Below are 13,409 nucleotides of genomic sequence, written 5' to 3'. Positions count from 1 at the left end.
TAACGAAGTCCGATAACGGAAACCCGATGGGACGTGGAGGGGTAATCACCGGTGGGCACCTACGAGACCACTCACCGCATCTTCATCTCGCGCAAATGTTCCTCCACGAGAGAAAGTCGAAGTGAAACCTGATGTTCGGAAACGCAAACCTCCTCCTTACGGTAGTCATTCTCGTCGTTGTTTTTGTGGTCATCGTCGGCGCCGCGTGCTACGTCGCAAAACTGCTGATAAATCGCCGCCTGTCGAAGAAGACCCGAAACAATCTGAGTAGATAATCGGTTGTGGCGTCGCCAAGGTTTGTGTCAGCGTAATCCTTAGAAGGTGCTTATGCAAAATTCAGGTTGAGCGCCGCAAATGCGGAGGTCGGTGGAATCTTCGTTGAGCATGCAAGGGTATTCTGCATAGGCCTCCGTTTCATTCCGTTCGCGATCGGGTTCTTCGAAACCCTAGGTCCTTCGCGTTCTATGCCAACGGTGTTCTACTTCGCGCCTTAGTGACGGCGTCGTGGCGGAACTCGTCCCGAGGTGGCTCGGGCACTATGACGGTTGCCCCACCTGGTAAAGAAATTTTGTCTCGGAAAAATACTCAGTTTGCAGGTATTCGCCTGGAGACTGGACGGCAATACATTGACGAGATGCTCAACAAGTACCGCCGGACACTCCGATAAGGGTGGCGGCCTGCTAGACGGAGATCTAATCCTTGAAGTACCTGTGCAAAATAAAGGGATTTCTAAGGACCTGGTAAAGTACGCCGCCTCGAAGGAGTCTCTGGTTATTATTCGTGATGTGCAGGGAAAAATATTACGAATATGTGGTAATATAGGACCATGCCTGAATGCATTTACTGCGATAAAGTGGGCGCGGGACCCCCTCATCCCAAGAAGCGATGGGGCCTTTTTTCGACAGAGATTACCAAAGCTGAGGCGCGTGCACGATATGAGTTGAACGCCGCAGACCGCGATAGGTGGTTCGGTATTGTACGGCTCGATGGGGCTGGACAACCCGTGAGCTATTTGCAGATATACCCTCAGGCGAACGGCGCTGTGCTCCATAAAATCAACCAGCATCGCACTATTGATGTTGGCTACATTTGGAGCGGCTATTACCATCCAAAAGACGAATCAGTCCCGTGCATGGGCAGCGATGAATCTGTTTTTCTCGGCCAAATCACGTGGTATTTATGCCCAATCGAGGACAAACATATTCGGCGTAACCAGTCAACCGGCCACCTCACAATGCAGTTTCGTGAGGACGGGTATGCGAAAGAGGAGATCGTGACAAGTGATGGCTTTGGAAAGCCTGACGACGTGGAACTTCGAGAATTTCAAGGAGTAGATGTTTCTGCAAACTGGTTCGAAATACCGGAGTTTGGCGACTGGAATTGTTTTTTCGATCCCGAAAGCGCCCTTGAGAGATTCCGCTGAGCTGACGAGTCGGTATCGCTAAAGAATTTGGCCTCCAGGTCTTGATAAAGGGGATATCGCCGACCCGGCGGGTGTTCGGCTGGGGCGCGTGGAAGTCTCGCCCCATGAGGTCGGGCACCGGCTGATGGTCATCGCCTGGCCGCGTGGTGGCACGCCAAGCGCGCGGGTGCCGGCCGGCGGGTGATCGCGGTCGACGGGAAAACCGTTCGCTGTGCCCGGAAGAGGAAGTCGGAGCATCCCGCCCCGCATTTGGTCGCCGCCCTCGATCACGACACCGGGACCATGTTCGGGCAGGTGCAGATCGCCGCGAAGACCAACGAGATCCGGGCGCTACGCGAACTCATCGACGGCTTCCCCTTGGAGGGGACGCCGGGGGCTTCCGCCATCGGCGCGCGTGGAGGTGGCGTGGGAGACACTCGGGGTATGAGCACCAGCATCGACAATCCCGTTCCGAAGCAGGACCTTTCCGGCATCGTCGGGTATCGCCTTATTTACACCTACGCCAACGGCTGGCAGTACGAGATGTACGTCAAGAACGCCACGACCATCGACTACCGCATCCACTCCGGCCTGGTCGGTGGTCGCTGGGTCAAGGACCAGAAGGTCGACCTCGTCGCCCTCACCGCGGGCGTCTACAAGCTGTCCTGGAACGAACCCACCGGCACCAGCGTCGTCGTCACCGTCGTCCCCTCCGAGCGCGTCCTGCACGGCACGATCTTCTTCCCGCACTGGGTCGAGCTCGACGGCTCAAAGACGGTGCTCTTCCAAAACGACCACCTCGACCGGATGCGCGAGTACCGCGATGCCGGGCCGACCTATCCCATCTACGTCGTGCCGGAGTTCGCGCGGATCACTCTGTTCGAGCACGTCGGCGCGGACGACGAGACCGTCGTCGACACCGCCCCCGGCGATCTGCCCGCCGGCTTCGCCGATCGGAACAACTGACGACGTCTGCCCCCCCAGGTCCTTGACCCTGGTCTCCCGGTAGCGCTCGTCCCCCGGGAGGTGGAGAAACGCAGGACGGCTCACCGACGGTATCCGCGGATACCGACGGCTCCGGCCGCGTCTTTCCGGAGTTCTTCACCGGTCGGGAGTCGAGGCGACGAGTCAGGGGCCGCCGAGACAGTGGTCGATGCGGCGGTGGTCGCGGGTGGAGCCGTGCCCACGCTGAGATGCCGCCGCCCGTCAGAATTCGATCCAGGACGTTCCCACTCTGTCGAACGACAACCAGGTCTTCTCGGGCACGGTCCGATTCCTGCGGCCCTGCAGGATAAGGCTGTCGGAGTTGATGAGATCGACCTGCTGGCCCCACCCCACGACGAGCCGAAGGTGCTGACCGGCAAAGGCATCGAGGAAGTCCTCGTAGACACCGGACATCAGGGTGCCAGCGCTGCGTCCGAAGACGGATGGTGGGCTTCCCTGTGATCCGGTCAGCTGTGTGGCGATGTCGACGAAGATCGAATCGACTTCGAGCCGGTCGTTCAGATGCTTCTCGGCCGAGTTCTCATACCGCATCGGTGTGGGCGCCTGGCCGTAGACCGGCCGGTAGCCGGTAAACATGTTGCGTCGTGTGCGGTCGCCGCCTGCGAGGGTGAGCAGCGCGCCGGGCACGCGCTGCCCGTCCGCCGCAGGAGGCGGAGAGAAGACGATCGGTCTCGAGACGCTGGCACTGCTGCCCCGGAAGCGGAAGAGATCGTTGCGCAGGCCCTCTGCCGCAGTGATGGTGGACGCGCGGCCGTTGCCGAACTTGTCGTCGATGGAGGACGTGAGCGCGAAGCGGCCTCCCTCGATGATCACGTTGTCGCCCATGTCAATCGAGGGAGCCTCGTCGCCGACATTCGCGCATCCGGAGAAGTCGCAGGCGGTGAACGACGAGTTGGCGCCGCGGAACCACCGCGCTCCAGCGCCGTTGGGAGTGGTGAAGTGGCAGCCGGTGAACGACACCGCCGTGTGCGTGCGCCAGGCGGAGTCCGATGCGAAGACGTTCCTCTGCGGTGACGAGTCCTCTCCGTAGTAGGAGCGTTCCTCGACGGAGACGAAGGGAGGCTGCTGAGTCTTAAAGACGTGAGGGTTGGGATTGGACTTGTTGTTGTAGTAGGAGCCGACGAACATGCTCCCGTGGAAGCCGATCTCGAGGACGGATCCTCTCCCGCCGGTTCCGTCGACACCACCGAGGACGACCGGGGACGTGCGGGACGGCGCCGACTGCTCGAACTTGCAGGCAAAGAAGTCGACGTGACGGGCCTCGCTGTCGATAAGCAGGAGCAGCGGGCAGAACTCGATGTGGATGCCGGTCAGACGCAGAGCATTGGGATTGTCGGCACGCGCTGATTCGGCCGAGCCGGTGATGGTGAGCCCGTACCTCTTCGCCGAGGTGTCCTCGCTGTCACGTCCGCACCACAGGATCTGCACGTTCGAGAATGCGCAATCCATCGTCCCGACGAGGGACATCCCGCCGAGGGTGAGCAGGCTGATCCACACACGATCCATCACGAACTGCTGGCAGTGCTCAATGAGGATCCCCAGACGCTGAATCGAATTGAGATTCGCGCTGGGGCTGATGCCCGCCTGGATGCGCAGACCGATGATGGTGACCTTCTTCAGCAGGTTCTGCGCCCGCCCGCCCTCTCGAGAACCCACCCGGATGACCGGTTCAGGAACAGGGGCCGGTCCGGAGACGGACTGGTAGGTCTCACCTGCCGACTTCTTCGCAACGAAGACGACACCCTCGGCTTGGATGGTGACGTTCACGAACCACGATTCGGAACCAGAACGCTGCGCCTCGGGCTCTGAGGCGCTTCCGATATCGCTCCAGACGACGGAGAGGTCCCAGTGGTCGATGAGGTAGACGCCCGGCGGGACTCGCACGGTCTGGCCGCCGCGGCTCTCCTCGCGCTGTCGGCGCAGAACCTCCTGCCACGTTTCGGCGAAGGCTTTGTTGTTCGTGGCAAAGTTGGCGTCGGCGTCGCCGCGAGCACCGAGAACATGGATCACGTTGGCGTCGGTCGGATCTTCGCGCCACGACCCTCCTCCGCTCGTCTCTGCTGAGGCCGAGGGGGCGGCTGCGAAGACCGCCGCGGCACCGAGACCGCCGGCCGCGAGCACATTTCTCCGACTGCTGATGTGAGGTTCGAGGGGAAACATTGCGTCAGGGTAGGGATGCCCGATACTTTCCGTGCGCTCGATCTCATCTTCAGATGGGGAATGGCGCGCGCTGAGGAGATGGTGTCGTCCAGGGACCAGCGCGGATGCTCTGCCGTGGGGGGCCTGGGGGCGCCACAAGTCCCGCCGAGTTCCTCATCGTGGTCGAGACTCCTGCTACCGTTTGCTGGCTCCCGCGCAAGAACGGGCGCTCCTCGATACTCTCCACGAAAGCCGTTATGTCGCTGCGTCGCACCCGCTCCCTCATCCTCCCCGCTACCGTCGCCGTCGCGCTCCTGCTCAGCGGCTGCACGGCCGAGTCGCCCGGCGCCTCGAGCACCCCGGTCGACGGGGGCACCCTCACCTACGCATCCGGTGACGCCGAGCCCACCTGCCTCGACCCGCACGTCGGCGGCAACTACCCGCAGGCGCTGCTCGCCACGCAGGTGCTGGAGTCGCTGGTCTCGCGCGATTCCCAGGGCGCCATCACGCCGTGGCTGGCCACGTCGTGGACTCTGTCGGACGACGCCCTCACCTACGACTTCACCCTGCGCGAGGGCCTGACCTTCACCGATGGCACGCCGTTGAACGCCGAGGCGGTCGCGGCGAACATCGCGCACCTCCAGGACCCGGCGACCAAGTCGTCCACCGGCTACCTCGCCGTCGCGAAGGTCGCCTCCGTGACTGCCGTCTCGCCCACGGTCGCCCGCTTCACCCTCCGTGCTCCCGACAGCGCGCTGCTCGAGTCGCTCGCCCAGCCGTGGACGGCAATCGAGTCGCCCGCCGGCATCGCCCGCGGGGAGGCGGCGAACTGCGAGGCACCGGTGGGCACGGGGCCTTTCACGGTGTCGGAGTGGGTCAAGCAGGACCACGTCACCCTCACCCGCAACGACGCCTACGACGCGTCGACCGGACCCACCGGTGAGGGCCACGCGGGCCCCGCCCATCTCGCGAGCATCACCTGGCGCTTCATCCCTGACTCCGCCACCCGATACTCCGCGCTGCAGGCGGGCGAGGTCGACGTGATCGACAACGCGCAGCCCGACACGTTGGAGGCCGCTGCTGGCGCGTCCGACCTGGTCGAGCTCAACGCGCCGCGCCCTGGCTCGTCCAACCGCCTCGAACTCAACTCCAGCCAGGCGCCGTTCGACGATCAGTCGGTCCGGGAGGCGTTCGTGCGCGGAGTCGGCGTGAACGACGCGATCGACTCGCTGTTCTTCGGTACCGCCGCGCGGTCCTACTCTCCGCTGTCGAGCCGCGAGGCAACCGCCTACTCCGACGCCGCCCGCTTCAAGAACGCCGGTTCGGACTCCGAGGTCACCGCCGCCGAGGCCCTGCTCGACGCGGCCGGCTGGACCGACTCCAACGGCGACGGCATCCGCGAGAAGGACGGGAAGCCCCTGACCCTGCGCTTCCCGGTCAGCACGAACCAGTCGATCCCCGCCGAGCAGTCGCTGTTCGAGCAGGTCCAGGCTTCGGCGAAGGTGCTCGGCTTCGACGTGCAGATCAGCCTCCTCGACCTCTCGAGCTGGTACACCGCGCTCGGCTCGAATGAGTACGAGCTGGTGAGCGCTCCGTACACGAAGGTCGGGCCTGACGTGCTGCGCATCCTGTACTCGTCCTCGGGGATCACGCCGGCTCCGAGTGGCTATTTCGCGAACCATGCGCAGGTCAACGATCCGGCCCTCGACTCCCTGCTCGAGAAGGCGAGCGCGACGACCGACGAGGCGGCCCGCGCTGAGCTCTACCAGCAGGCCCAGCGGATCGTCCTCGAGGGCTACTGGATTCTGCCGCTCTACGACCAGCAGAACCACTACCTGCACCGCTCGTCCGTGCGGGGCCTCGTGGCGCTCGATACGGTATCGACGCCCTGGTTCGCGAACGCCTGGGCCTGACCCCGCGCCGGACCTCGGCACGCCCGCTGAGCGCGCTCCTCGATCAGCATGGCCCCTCACGCTGATCGGGACAGCCGCTTCGGGCGGCGTTTCGAGGCACCACACCAGAGAGGACACTCGCAGGTGATCCGTCGCATGCTCCTCCGCCTCGGCGGCGCGCTGGTGGTGCTCTGGGCCGTCGCCACCGCCGTCTTCTTCCTCATCCGACTCGTCCCGGGCGATCCCGCGCAGGCGATCCTCGGCGGTCCCGGCTCGCAGGCGTCCCCGGAGGCGCTCGCCGCGGTCCGGGAGCAGTACGGCCTCGACCGGCCGCTCTTCGTCCAGTACCTCGTGCAGCTCGGTCGGCTCGCCCGCGGCGATCTCGGCACGTCCTATTCCCTCCGCACCCCCGTTGCCCAGGTGCTCGGCGAGCAACTGCCCGGCACCCTCCTCCTCGCCGCCCTCGCCCTGAGCGTCGCCTGGCTCCTCACGCTTGCCACCGCCCTCTGGTCGACGCGGGGTGGCCGCCTCGCCGCCGCGATCGGGTCCGGCCTCGAGCTCACGGCCGCCGCTCTACCGCACTTCTGGCTCGCGACCGTGCTGATTGCCGTGTTCGCGACGGCGCTGCGCTGGCTGCCCCCGGTCAGCACCGGCGCCCCCGTCGGGCTGGTGCTGCCGACGCTCACCCTCGCGATCCCGCTGGCGGGGTTCCTCGGGCAGGTGATGCGTCGCTCCCTCCTCGACGCCCTGGAATCGCCGTTCGTGCTCGCCGCCCGGGCGCGGGGCGAGGGCGAACTCGGGATCCGCCTGCGGCATGCCCTGCGCCACGCCGTGCTGCCTGGCGTTTCGCTCTCGGGCTGGGCCTTCGGCTACCTGATCGGCGGGGCGGTCGTCGTCGAGACGATCTTCGCTCGACCGGGACTTGGCCGCACCCTGCTCGCGGCGGTGACCGTGCGCGATGTGCCCGTGGTGACCGGAGTGGTCCTGGTCACGGCGCTTGCGTACATCGTCGTCACCCTCGCCACCGACATCCTGACCCGCGTGATCGACCCGCGCCTGGCCCTGCGGGAGGCGGTCGCGTGAGCGAGCTCGAGCTGCGCGCCGCCCGACCGCTCCGCCGGGGGGCCGCGCGAGTCCGCGCCGCCGAGGTGCTGGCGCTGGTCTTCCTCGCCCTCCTCCTGCTCGCCGCCGTTGCGCCCGGACTGCTGGCCCCCGCCGATCCGCTCGCCGTCGCCCCGCGCGACGCCTTTTCACCGCCGTCCGCCGCCCACCTCCTCGGCACCGACGAGTCCGGCCGCGATGTGCTGAGTCGGCTGATCTCGGGTGCCGGTGCTTCCCTCCTCATCGGCGTGAGCGCCACGGCGATTGGGCTCGTGCTGGGCGGTCTGCTCGGCGTGATCGCGGCGTTCGGCGGTCGCCTCGTCGATGGAGTGATCGGCCGCGTCCTCGAAGTGCTGTTCGCCTTCCCCGCCCTGCTGCTCGCGCTGCTCGTCATCGTCGTCACGGGTCCCGGAGTCGTCCCCGCGACGATCGCGGTCGGCCTTTCGACCGCGCCGGGGTACGCCCGGATCCTGCGCACGCAGCTTCTGGGCATCCGCGACTCCGGTTACGTCGAGGCGGCGCGCGTGCTCGGGCACCCGCCGGTCCGCATCCTGCTGCGCCACGTGCTGCCGAACACCTTCGGGCCGCTCGCCGTGCTGGCCACGCTCGGCGTCGGCCAGGCGATCGTGTGGGCGTCGGCGCTCAGCTATCTCGGCCTCGGTGCCGAGCCGCCTGCTCCGGAGTGGGGCGCGATGCTCTCGGCGGGCCGCACCTATCTCGCGAGCGCCTGGTGGCTGACGGTGTTCCCGGGCCTCGCGATCGTGCTGACCACCCTCGCCACGACTGTGCTCGGCGGACGGCTGCGGGGTGCCAAGTGAGCGCCGCCGTTGTCGAGGGGCTGCGGATCGCGTTCGACGGGGTCGAGGTCGTGCACGGAGTTTCGTTCCGCATCGAGCCGGGGGAGTGCGTCGCGATCGTCGGCGAGTCGGGGTCCGGCAAGAGTGTCACCGCCCGGGCCCTGCTGGGGCTGAGCGGAGGAGCGGTGACCGGCAGCGCGCAAGTGGGCGGCACCGAGGTGGTCGGCGCCGGCGAGCGTGCCCTGCGCCGCCTGCGCGGCGGCGACGTCGGCTTCGTTCCCCAGGACGCCCTGCTCTCACTCGACCCTCTTCGGCCCATCGGCCGCGAGATCGGCGACGTCTTTCGCCTGCACGGTCGGCTACCCGCTGGCGAACGCGCCCGGCGCACGGCGGACGCGCTCGCGAGTGTCGGCATGCCCGACCCGGTCGAGCGGATGCGCGAGCGTTCCGGCGATCTGTCAGGCGGACTCCGCCAGCGCGCTCTGCTCGCCGCGGCCGTCGCCCTCGATCCGCCGCTGCTGGTCGCCGACGAGCCAACCACCGCGCTCGACGTGACCGTGCAGGCGCGCGTGCTCGAGCTGTTCGCCGAACAGAAGGCCCGGGGCCGCGCCCTGCTGCTGGTCTCGCACGACCTCGCCGTGGTCGCGGGGCTCGTCGACCGCATCCTCGTGCTGGCCGACGGCCGCGTGGTGGAGGAGGGACCGACCGCCGCGGTGCTGCGCGCGCCCCGCAGCGCCGAGGCGCGCGCGCTGGTCGCCGCCGTCCCCGCCGGTCGGCCGCGCGGATCACGGCTGACCGATCCCTCCGCCCCGGCGCCCCCGCCCGAGGCCCCCGGCGAGGTGGTCGTTGCCGCCCGCGGCCTCGTCGCCCGCTTCCGGTTGCCCGGTGGAGGCGTCCGGACCGCGGTGGACGGCGTCGACCTCGACCTGCGGCGCGGTGAAACCGTCGGCCTCGTCGGTGAGTCCGGATCGGGCAAGAGCACAGTGGCCCGGCTTCTTCTGGCGCTGCGGCGACCCGATGCCGGCACCGTCGAGCTGTTCGGCGAGCAGTGGTCGTCGGCGATGGAGCGCGCGCGCCGCCCCCGTCGCCCCCGCATCGGAGCCGTCTACCAGGACAGCCTCTCGTCGTTCGACCCGCGCTGGAGTGTCGGCCGCCTCCTCCGCGATGCGGGCGCCGACTCCGTCCCGTCGCTGCTCGAGGGCGTGGGACTGTCGCCGACGCTGGCGGGGCGCTCGCCGAGGACTCTGTCGGGCGGTCAGCGCCAGCGCGTCTCGATCGCCCGGGCGCTCGCCACACGTCCCGATGTGCTGATCTGCGACGAGCCGGTGTCGGCCCTCGATGTGTCGGTGCAGGCGCAGATCCTCGATCTGCTCGATGAACTACAGCGTCGCCACGGCCTCGCGCTGCTGCTGATCTCGCACGATCTCGGAGTGATCGCGCACATGAGCGACCGCATTGCGGTGATGCGGGAGGGCCGCGTGGTCGAGTCGGGGCCTGCCGCCTCCGTCCTGGGTGCGCCCCGCGAGGAGTACACGCGGCGTCTGCTGGCGGCGGCGCCCCGGCTCGACCGGCGCTGATCGGGCGGTATCGTTCCTCCCCAGGCGCTCTTGCCGGTACCTTCGCCACATGCCGCACCCGCGGCGTACCGTTGTCGGGGTGATGCGCCCCACGATTCAGACACTCGGCCAGCTCCGCGCCTCCGGGCACGAGCAGAAGAACCTCCGCACCGAGATCCGCGACAACCTGCTCGACGCCCTGCGCGAGGGCCGCGACCCCTGGCCGGGCCTGCATGGCTTCGCCGAGACCGTGATCCCGCAGGTCGAGCGCGCGGTGCTCGCCGGCCACGACATCGTGCTGCTGGGCGAACGTGGCCAGGGCAAGACCCGCCTCCTGCGCACCCTCGTCGGCCTGCTTGACGAGTGGACTCCCGTCATCGATGGCTCCGAGCTGGGCGAGCACCCCTACGAGCCGATCACCACCGTCAGTCGGCGCCGCGCGACCGCACTCGGCGACGACCTGCCCGTCTCGTGGAAGGCCCGCGAGGAGCGCTACGTCGAGAAGCTGGCGACCCCCGACACCAGCGTCGCCGACCTCATCGGCGACGTCGACCCGATGAAGGTGGCCGAGGGCCGCCGCCTCGGCGACCCCGAGACCATCCACTTCGGCCTCATCCCGCGCAGCCACCGCGGCATCGTCGCCATCAACGAACTTCCCGACCTCGCCGAGCGCATCCAGGTGGCGATGCTGAACGTGATGGAAGAGCGCGACATCCAGATCCGCGGCTACGTCCTCCGTCTCCCGCTCGACGTCCTCGTCGTCGCGAGCGCCAACCCCGAGGACTACACCAACCGCGGCCGGATCATCACCCCGCTCAAGGACCGCTTCGGCGCCGAGATCCGCACCCACTACCCGACCGCGCTGGTCGATGAGATCGCCGTCATCCGTCAGGAGGCGGACCTCGTCGCGACCGTGCCCGACGCGCTCATCGAGATCCTCGCCCGCTTCACCCGGGCACTGCGCGAGTCGAGCTCCGTCGACCAGCGCAGCGGAGTGAGCGCCCGCTTCGCCATCGCCGGCGCCGAGACCATCGCGGCCGCCGCTCTGCACCGGGCCACCCGCCGCGGCGAAAAGGAGGCGGTCGCCCGCCCCATCGACCTCGAAACCGCGGTCGATGTGCTCGGCGGCAAGATCGAGTTCGAGTCGGGTGAGGAGGGGCGCGAGGACGAGATCCTCGATCACCTCCTCCGCCAGGCCACCGCCGAGACCGTGCGCGCGCACCTGCGCGGCGTCGACCTCGGCCCGCTGGTCGAGGCCGTCGAGAACGGAGCGATGGTCACCACCGGCGAGCAGGTGACGGCGCGCGAATTCCTGGCCGGTCTGCCGCTTCTGGGCGAAGCGCGCGTCTACGACGAGGTTGCTCAGCGCCTCGACGCCGTGGGAGAGGGGCGCCGAGCCGGAGCGGTCGAGCTCGCCCTCGAGGGTCTCTACCTCTCGCGCAAGCTGAGCAAGGAGACGGGCGGGGGCGAGGCTGTCTATGGCTGACGCTCCCCGGGGCAACCGGCGGCTGAAGCGGGACGCCCGCTACGCGAAGTACGACGGCGGGCCTGATCCGCTCGCTCCTCCGGTTGACCTCGCCCAGGCCCTCAACGCCATCGGCGACGACGTCATGGCCGGGACGTCGCCCGAGCGCGCCCTCCGCGAATTCCTCCGCCGCGGCAGCCGCGACCGCCAGGGGCTTGACGACCTGGCCGCCCGAGTAGCGCAGCGCCGCCGCGAGCTGACACAGAAGAACAACCTCGACGGCACTCTCCGTGAGGTTCGCGAGTTGCTCGATCGGGCCGTCCTCGCCGAGCGTAAGCAGCTCGCCCGCGACACGCAGATGGACGACGGCGACCGCGCGCTCGCCGAGATCCAGCTCGACAGCCTCCCGCCGTCGCCCGCCGCAGCCGTCTCGGAGTTGCGCGACTACCGCTGGCAGAGCCCCGAAGCGCGCGCCGACTTCGAGCGGATTCGCGAGCTCCTCGGCCGTGAACTCCTCGACCAGCGCTTCGAGGGGATGAAGCGGGCGCTCGAGAATGCGCGCGACGAAGACCGCGCCGCGATCGACGCGATGCTCCGCGACCTGAACGGCCTGCTCGAGGCGCACGCCCGAGGCGAGGACACCCCCGAGCAGTTCGACGTCTTCATGGCGCAGCACGGCCACTACTTCCCCGAGAATCCGGAGTCGGTTGATGAGCTGATCGACGCCCTCGCCGCCCGTGCGGCCGCGGCCCAGCGGATGCGCAACTCGATGACCGCCGAGCAGCGCGCCGAACTCGACGCCCTCGCCCAGCAGGCCTTCGGCACCCCCGAGCTGATGCAGTCCCTCGGCCGTCTGGACGAGACCCTGCGGGCACTCCGTCCCGGCGAGGACTGGGGTGGCTCCGAGCGGATGGACGGCGAGCAGGGGCTCGGACTCGGCGACGGGACGGGCGTGTTCCAGGAGCTGGCCGACCTCGACGCGCTCGCCGACCAGCTCGCGCAGTCCGAACGCTCCTCCCTCGACGACCTCGATCTCGACCTGCTTGCGAAGCGCCTCGGCGAGGACGCCTCCGTTGACGCGCAGACGCTGAAGCGCCTCGAGCGCGCGCTGCGCGACTCCGGAACCCTGCGCCGCGGCTCCGACGGACGTCTTGCGCTCAGCCCCAAGGCGATGCGGCAGCTCGGCAAGGCTCTGCTGCGCGACATCGCCGAGACCGTCTCTGGCCGCCAGGGCGCCCGCGACGTCCGGCGCGCGGGGGCGGCGGGCGAGCGCTCCGGAGCGACGCGGGCGTGGGAGTTCGGCGACACCGAGACCTGGGACGTTACCCGTACCGTCACCAACGCCCTCACCCGCACGGCGGGCGAAGGCCGCCCGGTCGGCTCCGGCGTGCGCATCGAGATCGGCGACGTCGAGGTGCAGGAGACGGAGGCGCGCACGCAAGCCTGCGTCGCGCTGCTTGTGGACACCTCCTTTTCGATGGCGATGGACGGCCGCTGGGTTCCGATGAAGCGCACGGCCCTCGCCCTGCACACCCTGATCAGCAGCAGGTTCCGCGGAGACGCGTTGCAACTCGTCGCGTTCGGCCGGCGCGCCGAGGTGATGGATGTCGAGCAGCTGGTAGGGCTCGACGCGGAGTGGGACAAGGGCACGAATCTGCACCACGCGCTGCTGCTGGCGAACCGGCACTTCCGCAAGCACCCGAACGCTCAGCCCGTGCTTTTGATCGTCACTGACGGCGAGCCGACCGCGCACCTCGAGCCCGACGGAGGCGTCTTCTTCGACTACCCGCCCGACCCGGTGACCATCGCCGTCTCAGTTCGTGAGCTCGACGCCTCCACCCGCCTCGGTGCGCACACGACGTTCTTCCGACTAGGGGAGGACCCGGGACTCGCCCGTTTCATCGACTCGCTCGCCAGCCGGGTCGGCGGCTCCGTGGTGAACCCGGAGGCGGACGACCTGGGCGCGGCCGTGGTGTCGTCGTACCTCGGCGCGCGCGGGGCGGGGGCTGTCGGCGACGAGCTGTTCGGGCGCGGCTGGAGCTTCTGAGGGGT

At 68.2% G+C, this 13,409-nt stretch carries 9 protein-coding genes and 1 pseudogene; 9 read left to right on the top strand and 1 reads right to left on the bottom strand.

What is annotated here, in order from left to right; all coding sequences use genetic code 11:
• The first annotated feature begins 826 nt into the window (after positions 1-826).
• The 3 genes and pseudogenes from HRF29_RS08420 (at position 827) to HRF29_RS08415 (ending at position 2,368) form a co-directional block, all read left to right on the top strand.
• Positions 827-1,423 carry a hypothetical protein gene (locus tag HRF29_RS08420; protein ID WP_173247463.1) on the top strand — a complete coding sequence of 199 codons (597 nt, stop codon included), beginning with the start codon at positions 827-829 and terminating at the stop codon, positions 1,421-1,423.
• 180 nt (positions 1,424-1,603) lie between these two features.
• Positions 1,604-1,771, top strand: a pseudogene (locus HRF29_RS15505) (ISAs1 family transposase); the annotation flags it as partial.
• 75 nt (positions 1,772-1,846) lie between these two features.
• On the top strand, positions 1,847-2,368 hold the full coding sequence (locus HRF29_RS08415; RefSeq protein WP_246226825.1) for a phenolic acid decarboxylase: 522 nt from the start codon (positions 1,847-1,849) through the stop codon (positions 2,366-2,368).
• A 240-nt stretch (positions 2,369-2,608) separates the two neighbouring features.
• Here HRF29_RS08415 and HRF29_RS08410 read toward each other — a convergent pair whose 3' ends face one another.
• Positions 2,609-4,567: a hypothetical protein gene (locus tag HRF29_RS08410; RefSeq protein WP_173247457.1), complete on the bottom strand. Its 1,959-nt coding sequence runs from the start codon at positions 4,565-4,567 to the stop codon at positions 2,609-2,611.
• 236 nt (positions 4,568-4,803) lie between these two features.
• Between HRF29_RS08410 and HRF29_RS08405 the strand changes: the two genes are divergently transcribed.
• From HRF29_RS08405 to HRF29_RS08380, 6 genes are all read left to right on the top strand, one after another.
• Complete coding sequence (locus HRF29_RS08405) at positions 4,804-6,459, top strand: ABC transporter substrate-binding protein (RefSeq protein ID WP_173247454.1); 1,656 nt, start codon at positions 4,804-4,806, stop codon at positions 6,457-6,459.
• Positions 6,460-6,594: 135 nt separating this feature from the next.
• Positions 6,595-7,521, top strand: coding sequence for an ABC transporter permease (locus HRF29_RS08400; protein ID WP_246226902.1), 927 nt, complete (start codon positions 6,595-6,597; stop codon positions 7,519-7,521).
• Entirely contained in the window at positions 7,518-8,357 is an 840-nt protein-coding gene (locus HRF29_RS08395; protein WP_173247448.1) for an ABC transporter permease, read from the top strand. The genes HRF29_RS08400 and HRF29_RS08395 overlap by 4 nt, the downstream gene beginning before the upstream one ends.
• Positions 8,354-9,913, top strand: coding sequence for an ATP-binding cassette domain-containing protein (locus HRF29_RS08390; protein WP_173247445.1), 1,560 nt, complete (start codon positions 8,354-8,356; stop codon positions 9,911-9,913). The genes HRF29_RS08395 and HRF29_RS08390 overlap by 4 nt, the downstream gene beginning before the upstream one ends.
• A gap of 82 nt (positions 9,914-9,995) precedes the next feature.
• Positions 9,996-11,378 carry a magnesium chelatase ATPase subunit I gene (locus tag HRF29_RS08385; protein ID WP_173247784.1) on the top strand — a complete coding sequence of 461 codons (1,383 nt, stop codon included), beginning with the start codon at positions 9,996-9,998 and terminating at the stop codon, positions 11,376-11,378.
• Positions 11,371-13,404, top strand: a complete 2,034-nt coding sequence (locus tag HRF29_RS08380; protein WP_173247442.1) for a vWA domain-containing protein — start codon at positions 11,371-11,373, stop codon at positions 13,402-13,404. Before HRF29_RS08385 ends, HRF29_RS08380 begins: the two co-directional genes overlap by 8 nt.
• Positions 13,405-13,409 lie beyond the last annotated feature (5 nt).

The organism is Rathayibacter agropyri, assembly GCF_013249015.1.
Lineage (GTDB): Bacteria > Actinomycetota > Actinomycetes > Actinomycetales > Microbacteriaceae > Rathayibacter > Rathayibacter agropyri.
Note: the sequence above shows the minus strand (reverse complement) of the source record. Positions and strands in the feature narration are given on the sequence as shown.

Excerpts from the sequence above, each read along its gene's own strand:
- HRF29_RS08385 (WP_173247784.1), top strand. The coding sequence starts at position 9,996 with ATGCGCCCCACGATTCAGACACTCGGCCAGCTCCGCGCCTCCGGGCAC.
- HRF29_RS08400 (WP_246226902.1), top strand. The coding sequence starts at position 6,595 with ATGCTCCTCCGCCTCGGCGGCGCGCTGGTGGTGCTCTGGGCCGTCGCC.
- HRF29_RS08410 (WP_173247457.1), bottom strand. The coding sequence starts at position 4,567 with ATGTTTCCCCTCGAACCTCACATCAGCAGTCGGAGAAATGTGCTCGCG.
- HRF29_RS08420 (WP_173247463.1), top strand. The coding sequence starts at position 827 with ATGCCTGAATGCATTTACTGCGATAAAGTGGGCGCGGGACCCCCTCAT.
- HRF29_RS08405 (WP_173247454.1), top strand. The coding sequence starts at position 4,804 with ATGTCGCTGCGTCGCACCCGCTCCCTCATCCTCCCCGCTACCGTCGCC.
- HRF29_RS08415 (WP_246226825.1), top strand. The coding sequence starts at position 1,847 with ATGAGCACCAGCATCGACAATCCCGTTCCGAAGCAGGACCTTTCCGGC.
- HRF29_RS08380 (WP_173247442.1), top strand. The coding sequence starts at position 11,371 with ATGGCTGACGCTCCCCGGGGCAACCGGCGGCTGAAGCGGGACGCCCGC.